This window comes from Bacillus sp. P14.5 (assembly GCF_003316765.1).
GTDB lineage: Bacteria > Bacillota > Bacilli > Bacillales > Bacillaceae_B > Rossellomorea.
Window position 1 is genome coordinate 12,672 of the sequence record NZ_NIJF01000044.1, and the last position, 24,591, is coordinate 37,262.

Genomic DNA, 24,591 nt, shown 5'->3' on the forward strand with positions numbered 1-24,591 from the left:
TCATAATGGGAATATTGGTACAACTCATAGGCATTTGGACCGTAAAATTTAATATCGAGGGGCACAGCCCTGTACATATGCAAGGAGGACTTATACATAATGGTAAAACGCAGTAGGATTGTCGCCTTTTTCATAATCGTTCTTTTATTGGGAGGATTAATAGGCGGCACAACGAACAACATCTTGAAAGACATAAAGCTGGGACTGGACCTGCAGGGGGGCTTTGAAGTTCTCTACGAGGTTAAATCTTTAAACGGCGATGACGAGGAAATTACGAGTGAAACAGTTGCCAATACAGCTGATGCACTGGATAATCGGATCAACGTCCTCGGGGTGAGCGAACCGAACATCCAGATTGAAGACGGCAACAGAATCCGTGTCCAGCTTGCCGGAGTAGAGGATCAGAATCAGGCGAGGGAAATTTTATCCACCCAGGCTAATCTGACCTTTCGAGATATAAATGATGAAGTGAGGCTGGACGGTTCCGACCTGGTTACAGGCGGAGCTCAGCAGGCGTTTGATGAAAATAATAACCCGATTGTTTCTCTGGAATTGAAAGACCGAAATCAATTTTATGAACTTACCAAAGAACTTTCACAACTGCCTCCTCCTGAAAACAGGCTGGTCATCTGGCTGGATTATGAAGAAGGGGTCGATTCCTATCAGGATGAAATGACAAAAGAAGATCCTAAATTCCTATCAGATCCGCAAGTTGGCGAACCTATCAATTCAAATGAAGTTCAAATCACAGGAAGCTTTACGATTGAAGAAGCACAGGACTTGGCAGCATTGCTTGACGCGGGGGCTCTTCCTGTAGACCTTGAAGAAGTTTATTCTACTTCTGTCGGGGCTAAATTCGGTGAACAGGCAATGGATAAAACCGTGACTGCCGGAATCATCGGGATTGCGATTGTATTCTTGTTCATGCTGATTTTCTACCGATTCCCTGGATTCATTGCCATGATCACCTTGTCAGTATACATTTTCGTTATTCTATGGGTATTTGACATGATGAACGGTGTGCTGACACTGCCTGGTATTGCGGCTTTGATCTTGGGGGTCGGTATGGCTGTAGATGCCAATATCATCACGTACGAACGCATTAAAGAAGAAATGAAGGTCGGAAAAAGTGTCCGCGCCGCATTCCAGGCCGGGAATAAATCTTCCTTCATGACGATCCTGGACGCGAACGTGACTACCATTCTTGCTGGTGCTGTCCTGTTTTATTTTGGGACAAGCTCTGTAAAAGGCTTTGCCACAATGCTGATTGTCAGCATTCTGACAAGCTTCCTGACAGCCGTATGGGGATCCCGCCTGCTCCTTGGATTATGGGTCAACAGCGGTGCATTCAATAAGAAGCCATCATGGCTGGGAGTGAACCCTAAAGATATTAAAGATATCGCTGAAAATTATGATACATTGGATCTGCCTACTGCTTATGACAAATTTGATTTCGCGAAACAACGAAAAAAATTCTTCGCGATTTCTGGAGTCTTGATTACCGCAGGTCTTATCATCCTGGCTGTGTTCAGATTGAACCTGGGGATTGACTTTGCTGCAGGTACCAGAATGGAAATCCTGTCTGAATCCGGTTTGACTGCAGACAGCATAACAGAAGAGCTTGAAGAAGCTGGATACCCATCCGAAGAGATTGTCATCTCCGGTGACAATAACCAGATTGGGGTTATCCGTTACAGCGATGTCTTGAATAAAGATCAAATTGCTGAACTGAAGGATTACTTCACGGAAGCATATGATGCAGAACCAAATATAAGCACTGTTTCGCCGATTATTGGTGAGCAGCTTGCGCAAAACGCAATGCTTGCTGTTGCTATCGCTTCGATTGGGATCATCATCTATGTAACCCTTCGATTTGAGCTTTCCATGGCAATCGGGGCGATTGCGGCCCTTCTGCATGATGCGTTCTTCATCATTGCGTTCTTCAGCTTGACCCGCCTTGAAGTGGATTTAACGTTCATTGCAGCAGTGCTGACCATTGTCGGTTACTCGATTAATGATACGATCGTTACGTTTGACAGGATGAGGGAAAACCTGCAGAAGAAGCGCAGATTGAAAACTGTCGAGGATATAGAAGAAGTCGTGAACAATAGTTTACGCCAGACGCTAACCCGTTCCATCAGCACGGTGATTACTGTGGTGTTTACAGTCGTCGCCTTGATGATCTTCGGAAGTGAGTCTATCACGAACTTCTCAATTGCTTTGCTTGTAGGTTTAATTTCAGGTACCTATTCTTCCGTATTCATAGCTTCTCAATTATGGCTTGTGCTGAAGAAGAGGGAATTGAAGAAAAAAGGGACCATCATCACCTTCAAAGAGAAGAAGAAAATATCAGACGAACCTCAAGTTTGATTCTATTGCTGAAAGGACGAGTATGCCAGGCGGCTGTGCCTGGGATACTCGTCCTTTTAAGCGTTTCAGGAGATAGATTAAAGGTAAATGGGTTACAATAAAGTGGAATAAGGGGGGACAACCATGAGTACAGATGATCGTTTTAAAAAAGCTGAATTTGCTGCGATGGTCGGAGTTGTAGGGAATATACTGCTGGCCGGTATCAAATGGTGGGCTGGTGTTGCTGGAAACAGTAAAGCACTTATAGCGGATGCTGTCCATTCAGCCTCGGATGTCGCAGGCTCATTCGCTGTATACATAGGTCTCCGCGCAGCCAAACAGCCGCCGGACGAGGACCATCCATACGGACATGGCAAGGCAGAATCCATCGCTGCCATCATCGTGGCTGTACTGTTATTTTTAGTCGGAATTGAGATTGGGAAATCTTCTATTGAATCGTTTTTTCAGCCAATCGAACCGCCGACTTCCATTGCGATCTATGCTGTTATCTTTTCTATAGTGGTCAAGGAAATAATGTTTCAGTACAAGTATAGATTGGGTAAAAAACTGAAGAGCGACGCCTTGATTGTCAATGCTTACGAGCATCGGTCGGATGTCTACTCATCCATTGCTGCTCTTGTGGGTATTGGTGCTGCCATGCTGGGTGGAGTTTTTGGCATTGGCTGGCTGGAATATGGAGATCCGGTTGCCGGAGTTTTTGTTTCGCTGCTTGTATTGAGAATGGCGTGGAAACTGGGCGCTGAATCCATCCATAATACTCTGGATCACGTCCTGCACGATGAAGATACGCAGGAGTTGAGACAATTGGTAAGTGAGGTTGAGGGAGTCCTGGCCATCAATGAACTTCATGCCAGGGAGCACGGCCACTATCTTATTGTGGATTTGAAGATCAGTGTGGACCCTCACATCACTGTGGAAGAGGGTCATCGAGTGGGGAAAAAGGTAAAGAAAAGATTGTTGGAGGACCCTGACGTCCAAGATGTTTTCATACACATCAATCCATATAATGCAGAAGGAGAAGACGACAAGAAAGTAGATTTGACGTAAGGGGGGAGAGCGCAGTGAAGATTCAATGGAATTTGATTTTAGGACTTATCTTTGCTCTGATTGTCGCTATCTTCGCAGTTATTAACGTGGATCCAGTAAGAGTAAACTATCTTTTTGGAGAAGCTCAATGGCCACTGATTTTGGTCATCATCGGTTCAGTTCTTATGGGCGGTCTGATTATAGGCTCCGTTGGTTTGTTTCGTATATACGTGATACAACGAAAGCTTAAAGCACTGCAAAAAGAGAACGACAGACTGAAGGGTGTGGCAGGAGATCAAGAAACCCTTGCAGTAAATGACAAAACGCAAGACGGAGTGCAGGATAGCAGAAGCATTCAGGAAGAAAAAGAAACAAGGATGTAACCCAAATGCAGTTAAATTAAAAGCCGCAGTACTAAGAGGACGAAATCGCTTATGATTTCGTCCTCTTCTTCTATGGATAAAACGAGGGACATCAAAAGAAGAAAAAAAGAAATCATGTACTGCGCAGCCGAACCAAAGGACATCAACTCAAGGCGAAACGAAAATGATGCACCCCGCAGCGGAAGCAGAAATCCATTTCTTTTTTGAAGATGTTATTTTTGCGAAAGGAAAATAAAAAGCGTAATACATCACTTTCCATGTTTCTCTGATTGAAAGGCATACCCCCATTTTGTATAATAGGAAAGGCTGAGGGGTGAACGTATGTTGAAATCGAAATCACGTTGGGTAGTTAAAGAACACAATGAAACAGACAGTACTGAACTGCAACAAAAGTTGAATATACCTCCGATTGTCAGTAAGCTGCTGGCAAACAGGGGGATACATGATATAGATGAAGCGAAGGCCTTCTTACATGGCGATGAGCAGCCTTTCCATGATCCTTATTTATTAATGGATATGGACAAAGCGGTAGAACGGGTGAAAAAAGCCATCGAATATGGAGAACCGATTTTAATTTTTGGGGATTATGATGCAGACGGTGTCAGTTCGACTTCCACGATGATGCAGACGCTGCTTGACTTAGGTGCGGAAGCCCACTTTTATATTCCGAACCGCTTCACTGAGGGGTACGGTCCAAACGAAAATGCTTTCCGATGGGCAGCGGAGGAAGGATTTTCTTTGATCATCACAGTGGATACCGGAATAGCGGCCGTGAAAGAGGCTGTGCTGGCCAAAGAACTGGGAATGGATTTGATCATCACTGACCACCATGAACCCGGACCGGAGCTTCCTGAAGCATTAGCGATCCTTCACCCAAAAAGGGAAGGAAGTACATATCCTTTTGCTGATCTTGCCGGTGTCGGCGTGGCGTTTAAGTTTGCTCATGCTCTTTATGGAGAATTCCCTGAACACTTGCTTGATCTCGCGGCAATTGGTACCATTGCTGATCTTGTTCCTTTAAAAGGGGAAAACAGGGCCATTGCCAAAAAAGGCCTTGCGAAACTGCGGACCAGCAAGCGTTCTGGAATTGCCGCCCTTTGTAAAGCGGCCAACACCCAAATGAACGAGATTACCGAAGAAACGGTCGGGTTTGCCATTGCCCCGAGAATCAATGCGATCGGGAGACTGGGGGATGCGGACCCGGCTGTGGATTTAATGCTGTCTCAGGATATGGAAGAATCCATGGCCATAGCGCAGGAAATCGACGGCATCAACAAAGAAAGACAGAATATAGTCAATGAAATGACACAAGAGGCTGTTGAAATGGTTGAAACCGAGTTTCCTCTTTCCAGTAACTCCGTGCTGGTCATTGGAAAAGAAGGCTGGAACTCCGGGGTTGTCGGAATTGTTGCTTCCAGACTTGTTGAAAAATTTTACAGGCCTGTCATTGTTTTAAGCTTCGATAGTGAAAAAGGACAGGCTAAAGGGTCTGCCCGCAGTATTGCCGGATTTGACTTATTTAAAAATCTATCACAATGCCGCGAGCTTCTTCCTCATTTCGGAGGCCACCCTATGGCTGCCGGAATGACACTGGACTTGGAGAATGTAGCTGAATTGCGGAATCGCTTGAATGGGTATGCGAATGAACAGCTGACAGAGGAAGACTTCATTCCCCTGACAGAGCTTGACGCTTCTATCCGTCTCGAGGAAGTGGATATCGAAACGATTGAGTCCCTGCAGATGCTTGCTCCTTTCGGGATGGGAAATCCCAAGCCGAAACTGCTTATTGAAGGGGTTACCATCAATGGAATGAGAAAGATAGGCGGCAATCAGGACCATTTAAAACTTTCCCTGCAGAAAGACGTCTATACCTTGGACAGTATCGGATTTGGCATGGGGGAATTTGCCGATCACATTTCACCGCTTGCAGAACTATCGGTGATTGGAGAGCTTTCTGTTAATGAATGGAATAATATCAGGAAGCCGCAGTTGTTTCTCAAAGATCTTACTGTTGCCCACTGGCAGCTCTTCGATATGAGGGGAATCAAACCATTTAAGAGGTGGTTTGAAAAGGTTCCTGCCCACGACCGGAAGATCATTGCCTTTAATCAGGCTACAATCGACCGTCTGCCGCTTGAAGCTTACAGCGATGACTTGGTATTACTATCATCAAATGAAGAAGCGGCAGAGCTGCTGCAGCCTTCCTCAAGTATTGTGCTGCTGGATCTGCCTCCTGCTGCAGAATGGCTGGAAACAGTGGTTAGCAGGGCGGAACCGGAAAGAATCTATGCTCACTTTGACCATGTGGAAGATCATTTTTTCAGTACAGTACCAAAGCGAGAGCACTTCAAATGGTACTATGGCTTTCTTTTAAAAAGAGGGTCTTTCGATCTCAAGAAGCATGGCGGCCAGCTTGCTCAACATAAAGGCTGGTCAAAAGAAACTGTCGAATTCATGTCAAAGGTGTTTTTTGAACTGGATTTTGTTACAATAAACAATGGATTACTTTCCGTGAATTCTTCCAAAGTTAAGAGAGACTTAGAAGAATCGGTTACTTACCGGCAAAAACAGGAACAATATAATCTAGAGAATGAATTGTTGTATTCATCTTATCAGGAACTTAAGGACTGGTTTGATAAGAAGACTGGAATGGTCTGCAACATATGAGGAGGACTTTTAAGCATGGACTTAAAACAATACGTAACAATCGTCGAAGACTGGCCGAAAGAAGGCATTAGATTTAAAGATATCACTACGTTGATGGATAACGGCGATGCGTATAGATATGCTACTGATAAAATCGTGGAATATGCAAAAGAAATAGAAATCGACCTGGTTGTAGGTCCCGAGGCTAGAGGCTTCATCATCGGATGCCCTGTTGCCTATGCACTTGGAGTAGGTTTCGCGCCTGTCCGAAAGCCGGGCAAGCTGCCTCGTGAAACGGTCAAAGTCGAGTACGGCCTTGAGTATGGCAAAGACGCCCTGACAATCCATAAGGATGCCATCAAACCAGGTCAGCGCGTCCTCATCACAGATGACCTTCTGGCTACCGGCGGAACAATCGAAGCCACAATCAAGCTTGTTGAAGAATTAGGCGGTATTGTCGCAGGTACTGCATTCCTTATCGAACTGACATACCTTGACGGCCGCGATAAGCTGGACGGCTATGACATAATGACACTTATGCAATACTAAGTTTCACAATTTTATATTAAAGCAAAAGGACTGGGCATGCTCAGTCCTTTTGTTATACCAAGAGAATGAGTGACACTGCGAAAATATGGATTACTTTTTTGGTCGTGCTCAACAAGTTTGATTACCGCCGTCTACTACTTGATTCTCCTTTTCCTTGCTATTACAAATCATTTTGTAAATATTTCTTAAAGAGGGCCATTGACTAAAGCGCTAATCAATTACATATAATTCTTCAAAAAAATGGATTGTTAGAAAGCGGGGCTTGTTTACCTTTATTGCAGGAAAAGTATTGTTCATATCAAAATTATCTCATGAGAACATTTGCCTGTCGGGGCTGATATAGGCGCTTCCACTTTTTACGAAAGAAAGCGCTTTATTAAGAAATGGTAAATATTTTTCGACAAAAACAGCCTTTTTTAGGGGTGAAGGCTTTACATATCTTCAATTTTTTTTGATAATAGTATACAATACGCTTTTTTATTGTGAACCTGAGTTCATTTTTCATGTCAGGCCATTAGTAATGAATGGAAAACGCATGAAAAATTGAATTTAATATATTGCAAAGGTGATTTTGCTGATGGCAAAAGATCAGATACTGACCCCTGAAGAGGTCGTAAAACGGACAAGTGAATATTTGACAGAAGAAGATGTCAAGCTGGTAAGAAAGGCATATGAGTTTGCCAAGGAAGCGCATAAAGAGCAATTCCGTAAGTCCGGCGAGCCCTATATCATCCATCCGATCCAGGTGGCAGGTATCCTTGCAGACCTTGAGATGGACCCTTCTACAGTCGCTGCGGGTTTTTTGCATGATGTTGTCGAAGATACCGGCATTACGCTTGAAGAAATGGAAAACAGCTTTGGAAAAGAAGTTGCCATGCTTGTCGACGGTGTGACAAAGCTGGGTAAAATCAAATATAAATCTCAGGAAGAGCAGCAGGCCGAAAATCACAGAAAAATGTTTGTGGCCATGGCACAGGATATCCGGGTCATTTTGATCAAGCTTGCTGACCGCCTTCACAATATGAGGACGCTGAAGCATCTTCCCAGTGAAAAACAAAGAAGGATTTCTAATGAAACCTTGGAAATCTTTGCTCCATTAGCCCACAGGCTCGGTATTTCTAAAATCAAGTGGGAATTGGAAGATACGGCTCTACGTTACTTGAATCCTCAGCAGTACTACCGAATTGTCAATCTTATGAAAAAGAAGAGAGCGGAGCGGGAACAGTATTTAGATGAGGTCATTGATGAAGTGAAAACGAGCATGACTGAAGTGAACATCGAGGCGGATATTTCTGGAAGGCCGAAGCATATTTACAGCATCTACAGAAAGATGGCTCTCCAGAATAAGCAGTTCAATGAGATTTATGATTTGCTCGCGGTACGGATCGTCGTAAACAGTATCAAGGATTGTTACGCTGTCCTGGGCATCATCCATACCTGCTGGAAGCCTATGCCTGGCCGTTTCAAAGATTATATTGCCATGCCTAAACCAAATATGTATCAATCCCTCCATACAACCGTCATAGGCCCTAAAGGCGATCCTCTTGAAGTGCAGATCAGGACTTCCGAGATGCATCAGATCGCTGAATACGGGGTTGCTGCTCACTGGGCTTATAAAGAAGGACAGAATGTCGATGAGAAAGCGACCTTGGAAAAGAAACTCACATGGTTCAGGGAAATTCTTGAGTTTCAGAACGAGTCTGCCAATGCAGAAGAATTCATGGAATCTCTGAAGATCGACCTGTTTTCCGACATGGTCTTTATTTTCACACCTAAAGGCGATGTGATTGAACTGCCGGCTGGTTCCGTGCCGATTGACTTTGCTTACCGTATTCACTCTGAAATCGGAAACAAAACAATCGGGGCAAAAGTGAACGGAAAAATGGTCACGCTTGATTATAAGCTTCACACCGGGGATATTATCGAAATTCTAACATCTAAACATTCCTATGGTCCTAGTAAAGACTGGCTCAAGCTTGCGCAAACGTCACAAGCCAAGAATAAGATCAAAACATTCTTCAAAAAGCAGCAGCGTGAAGAGAACATCGAAAAGGGCAGGGAACTTGTTGAGAAAGAAATCAAAAACCTTGAGTTTGAACTTAAAGAAGTCCTGACACCTGAAAATGTTTCCCGCGTTTCGGAGAAATTCAACTTCTCTAATGAAGAGGACATGTATGCAGCCGTTGGGTACAGCGGTATAACGGCTGCACAAATCGCCAACAGGCTGACAGAAAAGCTTAGAAAGAAACGCGACCAGGAAGAATCACTGCAGGATACCATAACGGAGCTGAAAGCAACACAGCCTGCAAAGCGAAAGCGGGATGCGGGCGTTCAGGTGAAGGGAATCGACAATCTGCTGATCAGGCTTTCCCGATGCTGTAATCCGGTTCCCGGAGACGAAATCATTGGATTCATTACCAAGGGCCGCGGTGTCTCGGTGCATCGATCAGACTGTACAAATGTTTCTGCTGATAATGCGGAGCAGCGATTGATACCTGTTGAGTGGGAAAGTGACTTCCCGAACCGTAAGGAATATAACGTGGATATTGAAATTTCCGGGTTCGACCGCAGAGGCTTGCTGAATGAAGTGCTTCAGGCAGTCAATGAAACGAAGACAAACATCTCAGCAGTAAGCGGGAAATCGGACCGAAATAAAATGGCAACGATTAATATGTCAATCTCTATTCAAAATATCTCCCACTTGCACAGGGTGGTAGAAAGAATCAAGCAGATATCAGATATCTACGCTGTCAGAAGGATCATGAATTAAGGAGTTATAATTGAAATGAAAGTAGTACTTCAACGAAGCCGTGAAGCTTCTGTGACTGCAGAGGGTGAATTGAGCGGTGAAATTAAATCAGGTTTTGTGCTGCTGGTCGGTGTCACCCATGAGGACACCGAAAAGGATGCAGGCTGGCTTGCGGATAAAATTGTAAACCTTCGCGTGTTTGAAGACGATGAAGGAAAGATGAATCGTTCGTTGCTGGATGTGGGAGGAGAAATCCTATCTGTATCTCAATTCACTCTATATGGTGATTGCAGAAAGGGAAGGCGCCCTAACTTTATGGGGGCTGCTAAACCACAGCAGGCAGAGAAGATTTATGACTACTTCAATGAACAATTAACAAGCAAAGGGGTCAAGGTCGAAACAGGTGTCTTTGGCAGCATGATGGATGTCAAGCTGACTAACGACGGCCCTGTAACCTTGATTATTGAGAGTCCTTAAATTACAAAAGGGATGAAGATTAGAAAATCTTCATCCCTTTTTTATGACCCTAGGTAACACCCGGCTATGGGGTTCCAGAGAGCTGATATTGCTTTATGAGATAGGATAAGTGCATTAACCTGGTATTTATTTTGATCCCTGCAGAGGTATGCCTTCTGAAGGACGTGAATAATTCTATCTAAGATTAAGCGGAATTTTTCCGGTTAATCTGTGGGATAGAATCGAATTGCGGGCAAATAAGCGGAAATTTTCCGCTTAAGCACAATAAAATGAACGATTTTCGCTTCTTTTTAGAGAATAAGCGGAATTTCTTCCCTTATTCAAAGTGAGAACGAATTGCTAGAGAAAGCCTTATAGGTCAAGTCCGGCAAAAGAGGCCTCCACCCGCAGAGAAGAGGCTGGGACAAAAGTAGAAAACTAATTGATGCAAGTAGAAATCATCGAAAATAAAACCGCATGAGATCAAGGTTATATACTTGATCTCATGCGGTTCATTTTTGTTATTAGGCTCTTACCTTAAAGATGTTATTTTTTAGATTAGGTTATCCGCCAGTTCCTGATCGTAGGCGGATTGGAGCGGAAGGTGTGCGACCTCCTGCGGGACTAGCGGGACAGGTGAGACCCCGCAGGCATAGCCGAGGAGGCTCAGCGCCCGCCCCGCGGAGTCGTGCACCTGGAGCGGAAATCCTTTCTTTATACTCAGACACATTCTTTTGAAAAGAGCTTTTTATAAGGTTTTGTCCCAGCCTTTTGATTTACTGTTTAAAAAAATTAAAGCCATTTAAACTTTTAAATTTCCCGGCTGAGTATATTACCTTGGTGCTTTCGTAATTCATTTCACTCCGAAAAATAATCATCCAGTCCATAATATATACTTCTTGCGGCCATGTCCTGAAAGCTGTGTGTGCTCGACAGTGCTTCTTCAGAAGGATTGCTGAGGTATCCCAGTTCCAGAAGGACAGCAGGCTGTTTATTTTCCCTTATGACATAATAGTCCCCTTGCTTGAGCCCTCTGTTTCTTGAAGAAAGACTTTTGGCAAGGCTGTCCAGTACTGTCTGAGATAATTCTTTTTGATATTGATGATAATAATAGGCCGTATACCCTTTTACGGATGAATCACTGATGCTGTCATAGTGGATGCTGATGAAAGCATCGCTATCGTGGTAATGTGCCAGGGCAACCCTGGTATTCAGCGAGGAGTACGAATCGTCGTTTCTCGTCAGGATTACATTGGCACCTGCATTCTTCAGTAGATCATAGAGTATTTGAGAGGTGGACAATGTAAGCTCTTTTTCAAATGTGCCTCTATAGCCGATGGTCCCGCTGTCACGGCCTCCATGACCTGGATCAATCAAGATGGTCTTACCTTTAAGTCCACCGCTTTTTGGTTTGTTTGCTGCTTCTTGGCTGCGAGAACCGGAAACGGAGACTATCCAGCCGGCGACAAATCCGGATTGCCCGTTGCTTAGAGAGACCTCATACCACTCTCCAGACTTTTTCTTGATAGGAAAAGTTTCTCCTGAGGAAACCCTGGCAACGATGGCTGAATTAGTAGAGGCTGAGCTTCTTAAGTTCGTTCCGTTATAAAGGATTTGTACCTCTCCTGTTTCAATCCTGCTCTGTTGTTTTTCGGGTTTTTCCCCAACTGTTTTCTCAATATACCATCCTGCAGCCCAACCGGTTTTTCCTCCCTTGAGGGAAAGTTTATACCAGTTGCTCTCCTCTTCAAGGATCTCAAATACCTCACCATGCTTGACTGAGCCGATTACTTCTCCATTCAAATCTGCTTTTTCCCTGATATTCAGGGTATGGATCGTGACTTTTCCGAAGGCTGCCTGATTGGCGGGCGGTTTGCTGGCTGACGATGGTTTCTCTATGTACTGGCTGCTCACCCATCCTTCCGTGTTCCCGAATCCGATACGGAACCAGCCTGATACACTTCCGGTGACCGGAACTTTATCTCCTTTATTCAGTTTTCCGAGAACACTGCCATTTAATCCTGGAGAGTTTCGGACGTTTAAAGAATTATCCGTCGAAACGCCTGTCCAATTTTCATTTTGGATTGTACTTGTGCCTTCCCTGTCTTCTAGTGGGGGATCATCCCCTGTTATGTAATCTTTGTGAACCCAGCCTGAATTCTGTCCTGCGGAGATTTCAAACCAGTTACCATTGTCCCCTGTTATAGTGATTTCCTGGCCTTTTTGCAGAGTTGCAACGACAGGATGGTTTGTTCCTGCGCCTTGTCTGATTCTCAAGCCGTCTTCAGAAACGATTCCTTTCCGGTCATCCGAGCTCTTACTAAGGGTAACCAGCCAGTTTGCGACCCACCCGGTTTGGGAGGCAGTCAACTGGATTTCATACCAGTCCCTCTCCCGAGATACGATTGGGAACTTATCTCCCTTATGGACTTGTTTCGCGACTGAAAAACTCAGACCGGGTCCGTTCCTGACATTCAGAGATTCAGTGTTGATGATGATGCCCTCTCCCTCAGCCACAGCCTTACCGGCGTTAAATACAGGCAATGAGCTCATCAGCAAAAATGAAACAATGAATGAATAAAGAATTTTTTTGATTAAAAACACCACCTAATTTGCGGGATATTTATCCAGTATAGTCTATGAAATAATTCTCCGTAAATAAGAAAAATCCTTTTAGATGAAAGAAATTTCTCTGGTTTGGAAATGATATGTAACAAGATAAGAGGAAAGGGTGGGTCCGGATGAGAGCGAGTGAAAAAGGCATAAGCAGTTTTAATGGGGAGAATCAGCTGTTTGGCGTTAACTTCCATAGTTTTTTGGAAAAAGAGAAGAATGCAGACAGCTATGAATTGGCTTCAGAATTTGGTTTGACCTTGGCAGGGGTCCGTCAATTGAAAAAGAAAATGGAACGATCGTAAATTTTATCAGAATCCCTTGACATCTAAGCAAGCCATCCGTATTATTATAGAAATAAAATAACTATACAAATATTTCTGTTGATGGAGCATAGTAGCTGAAATAACAGGTGTAAAGAGAGGAAATGCCTCGGCTGAAAGCATTTCTGCATACTGGTTCAGTGAATGAACACTCCGGAGGATTCCTGTTGAACGATTCATATCCAAGGCGGGAACGTACCAGGCGTTAACTGGCTAAGTGGAAGCAATTCATTGCTTCAATTAGGGTGGCACCACGGGAATCCAAAGCTCTCGTCCCTTGTATATTTTACAAGGGATGGAGAGCTTTTTTTATTGTTTTTTCCAAACTATGGCAAAAACGACTTTGATAATCAGGGAAGGGGATCCAAGTTATGTCTATTCAAATTCCTCGCGGTACGCAGGATATACTGCCTGCAGATTCAGTCAAATGGCAGTATGTTGAAAAAACAGCAGCCGATATCTGCTCAAACTATCAATATGAAGAAATCCGCACACCAATCTTTGAATCGAGCGAATTATTCTTACGGGGCGTGGGCGATACGACAGACATCGTTCAAAAAGAGATGTATGTATTTGAAGACCAGGGTGGAAGGAGCCTCGCTCTAAGGCCTGAGGGGACAGCTTCGGTTGTGCGTTCCTACGTTCAGAATAAAATGTTTGGCTATGCCGGCCAGCCTGTCAAACTGTTCTACACTGGACCAATGTTCCGTTATGAAAGACCGCAGGCGGGACGCTACCGCCAGTTTGTACAATTTGGCATCGAAGCCTTAGGAAGTGAAGATCCTTCTATTGATGCAGAAGTAATTTCGGTTGCAATGGAGATTTACACTAAACTTGGCTTGAAAGACCTGAAGCTTGTGATTAATACACTGGGAGATAATGAAAGCCGGACAGCGCATCGTGAAGCCCTGATCGCTCACTTTCAGCCCCGGATTGGCGAGTTCTGCAGCGACTGCCAGAACAGGCTCGAGAAGAATCCATTGAGAATTTTAGATTGCAAGAAAGACCGGGATCACGAATTAATGAAAACAGCTCCTTCTATTTTAGATTTTTTGAATGAAGAATCGAAACAATACTTTGAGAAGGTGCAAAAATACTTGGAAGCAATGGAGATTTCTTTTGAAGTCGACCCTACACTCGTGAGGGGGCTGGATTATTATAATCACACTGCCTTTGAAATCATGAGCAAAGCTGAAGGGTTTGGTGCCATCACCACTCTATGCGGAGGCGGGCGTTACAATGGCCTTGTCGAAATGATTGGCGGCCCGGCTACACCGGGTATCGGATTTGCTTTCAGTATCGAACGTCTGTTATCCGCTTTGGAGGCAGAAGGTGTGGAATTGCCGGTTCAACCTGAAATGGACTGCTACATAGTTACAATGGGCGAAGAAGCGAAGGATTATTCAGTGAAACTGCTGCATAAGCTTCGCCAGGCCGGACTATCGGGAGAGAAGGATTATCTTGACCGCAAAGTAAAGGCACAGTTCAAATCTGCGGACAGAATGAATGCTAAGCTTGTAGCCGTGCTTGGCGAGGATGAGTTGAAAGAAAACAAAATCAACCTGAAAGATATGAGCACAGGTGAACAGAAGCTGGTAGATCTGGATGTATTTGTTGAAGAGGTAAAAAACATCGCGGTTAAGGAGGAGTAGCATATGAGAAGAACAGTATATTGCGGAGAAGTGACTGAGAAATTCATCGGTGAAAAAGTGACACTAAAGGGATGGGTGCAAAAACGGAGAGATCTTGGAGGCTTGATTTTCATCGACCTGCGTGACCGAAAAGGAATCGTGCAGATTGTCTTTAATCCTGAAACATCAAGTGAGGCTTTGGCCACAGCTGAAAAAATCAGGAACGAATTCGTCCTCTCTGTAACCGGCCTGGTTTCAGCTAGGGAAAAAGGAACAATCAATGACAATCTTAAGACAGGCAAAATTGAAATCCACGCTGAAGAAGTGGAAATCATCAATGAAGCGAAGACACCTCCATTTGTTATTGAAGATGGAAAAGAGGTTTCCGAGGAACTTCGTTTAAAGTACCGCTACCTGGATTTAAGAAGAAAAGCGATGCTGGACACGTTCCAGATGAGAAGCAATGTAACCAAGTCATTCCGTGACTTCTTAAGTGAAAATGATTTCCTGGATGTCGAAACGCCGATCCTGACTAAGAGCACTCCGGAAGGCGCACGTGATTACCTGGTGCCAAGCAGAGTGCACCCTGGTGAATTTTATGCTTTGCCTCAGTCGCCGCAAATTTTTAAACAGCTGCTGATGGTATCAGGCTTCGACCGCTACTATCAAATTGCCCGGTGCTTCCGCGATGAAGATTTACGTGCTGACCGCCAGCCGGAATTCACTCAAATAGATATCGAAATGAGTTTCATGGATCAAGAGGAAATCATCGCCCTGGTTGAAAAGATGATGCAAAAGCTGATGAAGGACGTCAAAGGAATGAACATCACTGAGGCATTCCCCCGAATGACTTATCAGGATGCCATGAGCCGGTATGGGTCGGATAAACCGGATACCCGTTTCGCCATGGAATTGGTCGATGTGTCAGAGTCTGTGAAAGATTCCGGATTCAAAGTATTCGCAAGCACTGTTGCCAACGGCGGGGAAGTTAAATTGATCAATGTCAAAGGAGGAGCAGATAAGTACTCTCGTAAAGATATTGATGGTTTGACTGAATTCACCAGCCGTTACGGCGCTAAAGGTCTTGCATGGATGAAGGTTGAAGAAGCTGAATTGAAGGGACCAATTTCAAAATTCTTCTCTCCAGGAGAACAATCTTCTTTAAGAGAGTATGCATCTGCTCAACAAGGAGACCTCCTGCTGTTTGTCGCTGACAAAAAGTCAGTCGTGGCAGATGCGCTTGGTGCGTTGAGACTGAAACTGGGAAAAGAACTTGGCCTGATCGACGAAAGCAAGTTCAACTTCCTATGGGTGACGGACTGGCCGCTTCTTGAGTATGATGAAGAAGATGGCCGCTACTACGCTGCCCATCATCCATTCACCATGCCTGTAAGAAGCGAAGTGGACATGCTCGAAACAGAACCGGCCAAAGTCCGTGCACAAGCATACGACCTTGTCCTCAACGGCTACGAGCTCGGTGGAGGATCACTTCGTATTTATGAGCGAGATGTACAAGAGAAAATGTTCCAGGTCCTTGGTTTCTCTAGAGAAGAAGCCCAAGAACAATTCGGATTCTTACTGGAAGCTTTCGAATACGGAACACCTCCTCATGGTGGTATAGCACTGGGATTAGACAGGCTGGTAATGCTGCTCGCCGGCAGAAGCAACCTAAGGGATACCATCGCGTTCCCTAAGACAGCCAGTGCGAGTGACCTTCTGACAGCGGCACCAAGTGAAGTGGACACAGCCCAGTTAGACGAACTCGGATTAAGACTAAAAAATGGTGAATAAGACCTAACCGTTTTAAATTGATATTAATTGATAATTGTGATATTATCTTTACAACACCTTAACAAAGTCCTGATGTGTTCGTTGTTTTACCTATTAGTTTTGACCGAACATTTCTATCTACGGGAGCCTGACGTTTTCAAGCGGCGTTAATGCCTCTGGCTGGAGGACTAACAAAACTTTGGAACAAGGCACCCACCTGCTGAGTGCGGGTTCAAAACGATAGATCCTCAGCGACGGCACGATCGGGACTTTGTTAACTACTATATTGAATATTACTGCCTCTTGCTTCGGCAAGGGGTTTTTTTGTGTTTCCTGAGGGTAAAATGAAGATGTAGTGCAATAGGAATAATGGAATTTTCTTGTTCTGGATTATGGAAATTTGAATTATAACTTATGCTCGGAAGTCTGGCTGTCTTCGGTCGGGAGCGAGTGTATTTTTAAGTTAGATATGTCATCTGACCGAAGCAAGGAGCCCGCACGCCTGCCCTGCGGAGTCGTGCGGCTGGAACGGAAGTCAACTTACCCTTTAAAAAACAACAATAGTCTTTAACAGAGCCATTTGAAAAAATGCATTAGAAACATTATTCCTATAGGATAGGTTGCATTAAAGCGGACCATCGTTTATTCTTAGTCAGTAATCATACATTGAAACTTCTTATAACGGAGATGATCTAATTGTTACACCAGTTTTCGCGAAATGAATTAGCAATTGGCAAGGAAGGTTTGGATATTTTGAAGAACAGCACTGTGGCTGTTCTGGGCATCGGCGGTGTCGGCTCTTTTGCGGCTGAAGCTCTTGCTCGTTCCGGAGTAGGACGGCTTGTGCTGGTCGATAAAGATGATGTGGATATAACGAATATCAACAGGCAGCTTCATGCTTTGCTGTCCACAGTTGGAAAGCCCAAGGCGGACCTTATGAAAGAACGCATAAAGGATATCAATCCTGAGTGTGAAGTGATTTCTTTGAAAATGTTCTACACGGAAGAAACCTATGAGGAATTCTTCAGCTATGGCTTGGATTTCGTTGTAGATGCATCTGACACCATCTCTTATAAAATTCATCTTATAAAAGAGTGTCTTCAGAGGGACATTCCGCTGATTTCGTCTATGGGAGCTGCCAATAAGACGGATCCAACACGTTTCATGATAGAAGATATTTCTAAAACACATACAGATCCGATAGCCAAAGTGATCCGTACACGATTAAGAAAAGAAGGGATCCGCAAAGGCGTAAAAGTTATTTTTTCTGACGAGAGTCCGATTGTCATCAGAGAAGAAATCAGACAGGAAGTTGGTAAAGATGATGCGAAAATCAGGAAGGCGAAAATCCCGCCATCCTCAAATGCATTTGTTCCTTCCGTGGCTGGATTGATTGCCGCCAGCCATGTAATGAGTGAACTTCTTTCGTCCATAGAAATCAAAAGAGTGAATGATTGATGCAAAAAAGCTGCCATTGGCAGCTTTTTTTGTATCTTTTTGTAAACTCTCATATTAATTTTGAAATGAAAGCCTTAATAGAGCGAAAAAAACCTGGTAAGCTGAAAGAAGAGAGTAACTAGCTTGGTATTTAGAGCGTAAACACCATGCTCCAGTCTGAAAAAAGCAAACTAGCATGGTGATTAGAGCAAAAATACTCTGCTCCAGACGAAAAAAAAGCAAACTAGCATGGTGATTAGAGCGAAAACACCCTGCTTCAGACGGAAAAAAAGCAAACAAGCAAGGTGATTAGAGAGTAAACACCCTGCTTCAGCGGAAAAAAAGCAAACAAGCAAGGTGATTAGAGAGTAAACACCCTGCTTCAAGAGGAAAAAAAGCAAACAAGCAAGGTGATTAGACCATAAACACCATGCTTCAGCGGAATTAAAACAAACTAGCCAGGTGATTAGAAAGTAAACACCCTGCTACAGCGGAAAAAAAGCAAACAAGCATGGTGATTAAAGCATAAACATCCTGCTCCAGCGGAAAAAACAAACTAACATGGTATTAGAGCATAAACACCATTTTAAGACTGAAGTGAAGTATCCAGATTATCAATCTGTAACAGCAATTCTTTATACTTTTTTTTCAATGCAACGAACGCAGCCTCTGCTTTGTCCAGCTTCTTCTTAAGTTCCTCCTGCTTTTCCTTCAACATTACATTTTCTACAGCCAATTCTTCATCCTTCGTGAATGTTTCCAAAAAAGAAATACAGTCTGCTAAGGTGGGAAGATTTAACGAGGTCATTTCTTCTCCAGCGGTACCGGAAGCTTTTTTTAATTTATTATTCCACCTGAAACTGCAAGCTCCCGGCGTTCGTCCAATAGTATGAGCAGCCTTTTCAAACGCTTCTCTTTGTGTTTTTCCATCATTAGAGAAGGTAAGGACTATATCGCTTAGAATGCTTTCTTCTTCCTCTGTCCATTTTCTCTTTTTTTCAACACCCTTATCCATAGGAACACCTCCAATACATAAGCGGCTGTTCTTTTAGTATGTGAAATATCTATGGGGCTATCCAATTCGAAGGAATGGACTTCAGCTGATAAAGGAAAAAATATTAAAACTGTTGTTGACTTGCAATAGTGTATCGGTGTACTATCTAACTAGAACACTATTACAGGAGGCGGAAATGAAAGCATTTATAGGATTGCTTCGCAAAGATTACTCGATATCGAGGTTCTGGTTCTTCGGCTGGCTTGCCCTGCTTATATTTTTCTATATAGTCGGAGTCAGTTTTGCAGCTTATTACGACATCTTGGAACTTTCAATAATAATTGTCTTCATGGAAGGACTGTCACATCTTATCTTTATGCCTTTGATTCTTTTGAGTATGCTGATGATTGAAGGGAAAACGCAGCTATGGCTTTACACAGTACAACCAGGATGGAAATTGCTGCTCTCCAAGTTGACCGTTGCCTTGAGCTATTCAGTTTTATCTCTTCTGATGGTCGATCTTCTTGGAGTCATCAGCTTATCTTGGCAGAGCGCTGAAATCTTGTTTTTGCCTTGGAAAGAGAGCATCTTTTTTAATATCGCAGTCACCTCAAGTGCCATTTATTTCTCTTGCTGGGTTTTCTTTTACTGGACTGTGTATTACGGCCTGGGAAAAGCGCCTCTGCTGAAGAAGTTCCGCTGGTTCATCCTTATACTGATTTTTGTTTTGTATCAGGTCATTGCATCATTCGTTTTGACTCTGGATTGGTTCAGGGAGTTTACCAATCTATGGACTGTAAAAGTCAAGGGGCACTTTTTCATTGAAGTGGGGCCGGAAAACTTTACATCTGGAAGCGAATTTATACATCTTCCTTTGATTCCTTTTCTACTGTATGCGATCCTGGCGGCGGTGCTCTTCTTTGCAGCCAGCTGGATACTGGAACGAAAGGTAGAGGTTTAGCCATGACAGAAGAATACAAAGCAGCCAAACCGATTTATATGCAGATTGCAGATAAAATCATCGTAAGTATTGTCAGAAGGGAACTTACTCCCGGTGAGAAACTGCCGTCTGTTCGGGAAATGGCTGTCAAGTCGGGAGTCAACCCGAACACAATTCAAAGAACTTACAGTGAGTTGGAGAGGATGGAAGTCGTGGAAACAAAGCGGGGGCAGGGGACCTTTGTGACGGAACAAGAAGAACTGTTTCAGGAATTGAAGAATAAAGTTCAGCGGGAGATTATGGACAGTTTTATTGACAGTATGCGGCAGCTGGGAATATCGGAGAAAAAAATACTCGAAGATCTTTCCTCTTATATACAGGGAGAAGGAGGGAAGGACTTATGAGTGCGGAATTGAATGATGTAAGCAAGAAGTATGGAAATACCTATGCATTGAAAAATGTCAATTTGTCGTTTGAAACCGGCAGGATTTACGGTTTGCTTGGACCAAACGGCAGCGGGAAGTCCAGCACACTAAAGCTCTTGGCAGGACTTGTATATCCTTCTTCTGGCCATGTGACGATAGACGGTGAGGAAGTGACCAGAAGGGCAGCTTTAAAGGCTGGTTACTTAACTGAACTAGATATGTTTTATGATACTTTCTCGGTTGAAAATATGATTGATTTCTATGAAACCCAATTTCATGATTTTGAGAAAGAAAAGGCGCTCGAACTTCTGGATTACATGGAGCTTCAGCCCAGGATGAAAATCAAGCAGCTCTCAAAAGGAAAGAGAGGGAGGTTGAAGCTCGTCCTCGTTCTCTCCAGGAAGACGGATCTTTTGCTGCTTGATGAGCCTTTCTCTGGTTTGGATCCCATGGTCAGGGATTCGATTGTCAGAAGTCTATTATCCTTTATCGACTTTGAAACCCAGACAGTCATCATAGCGACTCATGAAATCAATGAAATTGAGGCTCTTCTGGATGAAGCTTATATACTGCAGGATGGAATTGTAAAAGGTCACTGCATTGTCGAGGAGTTAAGAGAAGAAAGAGGAATATCGGTAATGGAGTGGCTGAAATCAAATACAATTAGTGAATTTAAGGGGGAAGAAAATTGAAAACAGTATTGGAACTAAAGAACGTTTCCAAGGTGATCAGAGGCAAGACAATCATTGATTCACTATCATTTAGTGTCTTGGAAGGCGAAGTATTTGGATTTCTTGGTCCAAATGGAGCAGGTAAAACGACAACAATCAGAATGATAGTGGGCCTTATGGGAATTACAGAGGGTGACGTCGTTGTAAATGGTGTCAGTGTAAAAAGTAATTACGAAGATGCCATAAGGGATATTGGCGCCATTGTGGAAAACCCTGAGTTGTATAAGTTTCTGTCTGGATATAAGAACCTGAAACATTTTGCCCGGATGCACAAAGGAATTACTGACGAAAGAATAAAAGAAGTGGTGGAGCTTGTGGGGCTCTCAGACCGAATTCACGATAAAGTGAAGACGTATTCTTTAGGAATGAGGCAGAGACTTGGGATCGCCCAATGTCTGCTTCATAATCCTAAATTGCTGATCCTGGATGAGCCAACGAATGGACTTGATCCGGCAGGTATCCGTGAAATCCGTGATTATATCCGCAGACTTGCAAGGGAGACTGGCATGGCGGTCATTGTATCAAGCCACTTGCTCTCTGAAATGGAAATGATGTGTGACCGCATCGGGATCATTCAAAAAGGAAAGCTGGTCGATGTTCAGCAGGTGAAGGATTTTGTACAAGGCAGCGAGCAGGTTTATCAGCTTGAACTAGGTGAAGCAGAGAAAGCTGCGACTGTAATAACTGAGGCCTATCCGGACGTTCAGCATGGACTCAACGAAGGAAAAATCCAAATCGCATTAGCAAAAGAACAAGTACCTGAATTGATCAGCACACTGGTACAGCATAATATTGACATTTATTCCGTAATGGCGGTCAGCAAGACCCTTGAAGACCGCTTCCTGGAAATCACGAACGAAAAGGGGGAAGCCGCAAATGTTTAATTTGATCAAAAATGAATGGATAAAAATATTCAGCCGCCCTGGAACATATGTAATGATCGGGCTTTTGGTTTTGTTGGTCATCGGTGCCGGATCCGTCATGAAGTTTGTGGGAGGAACTGATACACCGGAAGGAGACTGGAAGCAGCAAACTCAAGTAGAAGTTGAAAGAGATAAGCAAATACTTGAAGACAGCGAGAATATGCCTTCGTTTAATCAGCAGATGACGGAAGAAAGAATTGCCATCAATGAATACAGGCTCGATAACGATCTGGAGCCTGCCAGCGGTGAAAATATGTGGTCTTTCGTCAACTTCAATGCTAATTTCATTGAAATAGTCGGTTTATTTGCCATTATTGTAGCTGCCGGGATTGTTGCCGGTGAGTTCACATGGGGAACGATCAAGCTCTTACTAATCAGGCCGATTTCCAGAACTAAGATCCTTCTTTCCAAATATATAACAGTCCTGCTTTTCGGGATTACATTGTTAACAACTCTATTTGTTCTCTCCACTATTTTAGGTGCAATATTCTTTGGGGCAGGAGACAGCCAGCCTCATCTCGTTTATGTTGATGGAAACGTGGAAGAACAGAGCATGCTGCTATACTCTATTAAAAACTATCTGTTAAGTACGATAAGTATTACTATGATGGCGACAATGGCCTTCATGATTTCCGCTGTATTTAGAAACAGTTCTCTTGCCATCGGTATCTCATTGTTCCTTTTGTTCATGGGAAGCACTGCAACAGGCTTCATTGCTATGAAATACGATTGGGCAAAATACAGCCTTTTTGCGAACACTGATTTAAGAATGTATACCGGGGCAATGCCTAAACTGGTGGAAGACATGACATTAGGGTTTTCTATTACAGTCTTACTCATTTACTTTGTCATTTTCCACCTTCTCGCTTTTATCGTATTTAAGAAGCGTGACGTGGCGGCATAAGGTATTCATCCTTTTTAAGAAGCATGAATGGGAATGCTTAACCGATCATTTTCGGAGTATGTAACCTTTAAATGACATCAGAACGTCCTGTGATTTGCCGCAGGGCGTTTTGTTTTTACCTCAAATCCTACTCATGTTTAGGTGGATAATTAACAAGTATTTCTCTATGAAACAACAGGTGTTGAATTTAAGACTAGTGGATTTTTTAGAAAGGAGAGTTTCTATGTCATTTTGGACTTGGACAGCAATAGCTATTGCTTTAATTAGTGGTGCAGCCGCTGGGTTTTCTAAAAAGAAAAAACGGAAAAGAAACATATTGTCGCACTTATCTGGTTTATCGCAGCAGTTATTTTATTTTTCGTTTGGTGGTTTACCCGATAACCTTCAAAGCAAAAAAAGAGAGGGCTGCGTGCACCCTCTCCAATCATTATTGTCCCATGATCTTTTTGTACACCTGAGAAATGGCCGACTCGAATTTCCCTGTGTCCTTCGGTTCGTAATAGCGTGCATTTTTCAATACATCAGGAAGATACTGCTGCTTCACCCAGCCTGACGGATAATCATGCGGAAATTTATATTCAATCCCTCTTCCAAGCTCTTTGGCACCTGAATAATGGGCATCTTTTAAGTGAGCGGGCACCTCTCCATTACGGCCGCTCCGGATATCTTTTAAAGCAGCATCAATAGCACTGATGGCAGAATTCGATTTTGGTGACAGGCATAGTTCGATGACGGCGTTGGCAAGTGGAATCCTTGCTTCTGGAAACCCAATTTTTTCAGCAGTTTCTACAGCCGCCAACGTGCGCTGTCCTGCCTGTGGACTTGCGAGCCCGATATCCTCATAGGCGATGACCAGAAGTCTCCTTGAAATGCTCGGCAGGTCTCCAGCTTCAACCAGCCTGCCCAAATAGTGGAGGGCCGCATTCACATCACTGCCCCTGATGGATTTCTGAAAACCACTTAGGACATCATAGTGCGCGTCGCCGTCTTTATCGTGGGAAAAGCTCTTTTTCTGCAAGCATTCTTCCGCTACCTGAACTGTTACTTCAATTCGTCCATCCTCAGAAGGCTGGGTTGAAAGGACAGCCAATTCAAGGGCGTTTAAGGAGCTTCTTACATCTCCGTTGCTGGCTTGTGCCAAATGAGCAAGAGCTTCCTCTCCGACATAAACATTCTGCTTGCCAAGCCCGCGCTCTTCATCCTGGATCGCATTTTTCAACGCAGCTTTCATGTCATCGACAGAGAGGGGCTTCAATTCGAAGATCTGACAGCGTGAACGGATTGCCGGATTAATGGCGTGATAAGGGTTGCTGGTTGTTGCTCCAATAAGGGTGATCATCCCGTTTTCCAGGTAAGGCAGAAGGAAGTCTTGTTTCGCTTTATCCAGACGATGGACCTCATCTAATAAAAGAATGACTTTTCCTGACATTTTAGCTTCTTCAGCAACCACGGCTATATCCTTTTTATTATTAGTCACGGCATTTAGTGTTCGGAAGGCATAATTGGTGCTGCCTGCTATGGCACTGGCTATTGAAGTCTTTCCGATTCCTGGAGGGCCATAGAGGATCATGGAAGAAAGCTGCCTGGCCTTCACCATTCGGTCAATGATCTTCCCTTCGCCAACGAGATGCTGCTGGCCGATGACTTCGCTGATTGTACGGGGCCTCATCCGGTAGGCCAACGGTTTGATACTCATATCCATCTCTCCAAACTGGCGTTCT

The 24,591-nt window shown here is 43.8% G+C and carries 20 protein-coding genes, 1 other RNA gene and 1 other annotated feature; of the genes, 18 read left to right on the forward strand and 3 right to left on the reverse strand.

Going from position 1 to position 24,591, the window contains the following annotated elements:
* Positions 1-99 precede the first annotated feature (99 nt).
* From secDF to dtd, 8 genes are all read left to right on the forward strand, one after another.
* Positions 100-2,370: a protein translocase subunit SecDF gene (gene secDF, locus B9Z54_RS05215; RefSeq protein WP_113927428.1), complete on the forward strand. Its 2,271-nt coding sequence runs from the start codon at positions 100-102 to the stop codon at positions 2,368-2,370.
* A 123-nt stretch (positions 2,371-2,493) separates the two neighbouring features.
* Positions 2,494-3,417 (forward strand): cation diffusion facilitator family transporter, encoded by a 924-nt coding sequence (locus B9Z54_RS05220; RefSeq protein ID WP_113927429.1) that lies wholly within the window; start codon positions 2,494-2,496, stop codon positions 3,415-3,417.
* A gap of 14 nt (positions 3,418-3,431) precedes the next feature.
* On the forward strand, positions 3,432-3,779 hold the full coding sequence (locus B9Z54_RS05225; protein WP_113927430.1) for a LapA family protein: 348 nt from the start codon (positions 3,432-3,434) through the stop codon (positions 3,777-3,779).
* 72 nt (positions 3,780-3,851) lie between these two features.
* Positions 3,852-3,986, forward strand: a complete 135-nt coding sequence (locus B9Z54_RS26105; RefSeq protein WP_275887784.1) for a hypothetical protein — start codon at positions 3,852-3,854, stop codon at positions 3,984-3,986.
* 114 nt (positions 3,987-4,100) lie between these two features.
* On the forward strand, positions 4,101-6,446 hold the full coding sequence (recJ, locus tag B9Z54_RS05230; RefSeq protein ID WP_113927431.1) for a single-stranded-DNA-specific exonuclease RecJ: 2,346 nt from the start codon (positions 4,101-4,103) through the stop codon (positions 6,444-6,446).
* 15 nt (positions 6,447-6,461) lie between these two features.
* Positions 6,462-6,974, forward strand: coding sequence for an adenine phosphoribosyltransferase (locus B9Z54_RS05235; protein WP_113927432.1), 513 nt, complete (start codon positions 6,462-6,464; stop codon positions 6,972-6,974).
* Positions 6,975-7,551: 577 nt separating this feature from the next.
* Positions 7,552-9,744, forward strand: coding sequence for a RelA/SpoT family protein (locus B9Z54_RS05240; RefSeq protein ID WP_113927433.1), 2,193 nt, complete (start codon positions 7,552-7,554; stop codon positions 9,742-9,744).
* Positions 9,745-9,759: 15 nt separating this feature from the next.
* A complete protein-coding gene (gene dtd / locus B9Z54_RS05245) occupies positions 9,760-10,200 on the forward strand; it encodes a D-aminoacyl-tRNA deacylase (protein ID WP_113927434.1) in 441 nt (146 codons plus the stop codon).
* Positions 10,201-11,037: 837 nt separating this feature from the next.
* Here the strand turns inward: dtd and B9Z54_RS05250 are convergent.
* Positions 11,038-12,732, reverse strand: a complete 1,695-nt coding sequence (locus B9Z54_RS05250; RefSeq protein WP_162785101.1) for an N-acetylmuramoyl-L-alanine amidase family protein — start codon at positions 12,730-12,732, stop codon at positions 11,038-11,040.
* A 188-nt stretch (positions 12,733-12,920) separates the two neighbouring features.
* On the opposite strand from B9Z54_RS05250, the gene B9Z54_RS05255 reads away from it, so the two are divergent.
* The 5 genes from B9Z54_RS05255 to B9Z54_RS05275 all read left to right on the forward strand — a co-directional run bounded on the left by B9Z54_RS05255 (position 12,921) and on the right by B9Z54_RS05275 (position 17,974).
* Positions 12,921-13,097, forward strand: coding sequence for an RNA polymerase subunit sigma-70 (locus B9Z54_RS05255; RefSeq protein ID WP_113927436.1), 177 nt, complete (start codon positions 12,921-12,923; stop codon positions 13,095-13,097).
* Between the two features lie 69 nt (positions 13,098-13,166).
* Positions 13,167-13,396: a binding site (T-box leader), on the forward strand.
* A gap of 90 nt (positions 13,397-13,486) precedes the next feature.
* The gene (gene hisS, locus B9Z54_RS05260) at positions 13,487-14,767 is read left to right on the forward strand and encodes a histidine--tRNA ligase (RefSeq protein ID WP_113927437.1); all 1,281 of its coding nucleotides are present in this window, start codon (positions 13,487-13,489) and stop codon (positions 14,765-14,767) included.
* 3 nt (positions 14,768-14,770) lie between these two features.
* A complete protein-coding gene (aspS, locus tag B9Z54_RS05265) occupies positions 14,771-16,537 on the forward strand; it encodes an aspartate--tRNA ligase (protein WP_113927438.1) in 1,767 nt (588 codons plus the stop codon).
* A 63-nt stretch (positions 16,538-16,600) separates the two neighbouring features.
* Positions 16,601-16,790, forward strand: a non-coding RNA gene (gene ssrS, locus B9Z54_RS05270) — 6S RNA.
* Between the two features lie 422 nt (positions 16,791-17,212).
* Positions 17,213-17,974 carry a tRNA threonylcarbamoyladenosine dehydratase gene (locus tag B9Z54_RS05275; protein ID WP_113927439.1) on the forward strand — a complete coding sequence of 254 codons (762 nt, stop codon included), beginning with the start codon at positions 17,213-17,215 and terminating at the stop codon, positions 17,972-17,974.
* Positions 17,975-18,539: 565 nt separating this feature from the next.
* Here B9Z54_RS05275 and B9Z54_RS05280 read toward each other — a convergent pair.
* Entirely contained in the window at positions 18,540-18,968 is a 429-nt protein-coding gene (locus B9Z54_RS05280) for an SANT/Myb-like DNA-binding domain-containing protein (RefSeq protein ID WP_113927440.1), read from the reverse strand.
* A 175-nt stretch (positions 18,969-19,143) separates the two neighbouring features.
* Between B9Z54_RS05280 and B9Z54_RS05285 the strand changes: the two genes are divergently transcribed.
* Genes B9Z54_RS05285 through B9Z54_RS05305 form a run of 5 tightly spaced genes read left to right on the forward strand, consistent with a single transcriptional unit; the run spans position 19,144 to position 22,870 of the window.
* Positions 19,144-19,908, forward strand: coding sequence for a hypothetical protein (locus B9Z54_RS05285; protein ID WP_113927441.1), 765 nt, complete (start codon positions 19,144-19,146; stop codon positions 19,906-19,908).
* 2 nt (positions 19,909-19,910) lie between these two features.
* The gene (locus B9Z54_RS05290; protein ID WP_113927442.1) at positions 19,911-20,291 is read left to right on the forward strand and encodes a GntR family transcriptional regulator; all 381 of its coding nucleotides are present in this window, start codon (positions 19,911-19,913) and stop codon (positions 20,289-20,291) included.
* Positions 20,288-21,004 (forward strand): ABC transporter ATP-binding protein, encoded by a 717-nt coding sequence (locus tag B9Z54_RS05295; protein ID WP_113927443.1) that lies wholly within the window; start codon positions 20,288-20,290, stop codon positions 21,002-21,004. The genes B9Z54_RS05290 and B9Z54_RS05295 overlap by 4 nt, the downstream gene beginning before the upstream one ends.
* A complete protein-coding gene (locus tag B9Z54_RS05300) occupies positions 21,001-21,927 on the forward strand; it encodes an ABC transporter ATP-binding protein (protein WP_113927444.1) in 927 nt (308 codons plus the stop codon). The genes B9Z54_RS05295 and B9Z54_RS05300 overlap by 4 nt, the downstream gene beginning before the upstream one ends.
* The gene (locus B9Z54_RS05305; protein WP_113927445.1) at positions 21,920-22,870 is read left to right on the forward strand and encodes an ABC transporter permease; all 951 of its coding nucleotides are present in this window, start codon (positions 21,920-21,922) and stop codon (positions 22,868-22,870) included. Before B9Z54_RS05300 ends, B9Z54_RS05305 begins: the two co-directional genes overlap by 8 nt.
* A gap of 427 nt (positions 22,871-23,297) precedes the next feature.
* Here the strand turns inward: B9Z54_RS05305 and B9Z54_RS05310 are convergent, their stop codons facing one another.
* Positions 23,298-24,560 carry a replication-associated recombination protein A gene (locus B9Z54_RS05310; protein WP_162785107.1) on the reverse strand — a complete coding sequence of 421 codons (1,263 nt, stop codon included), beginning with the start codon at positions 24,558-24,560 and terminating at the stop codon, positions 23,298-23,300.
* Positions 24,561-24,591 lie beyond the last annotated feature (31 nt).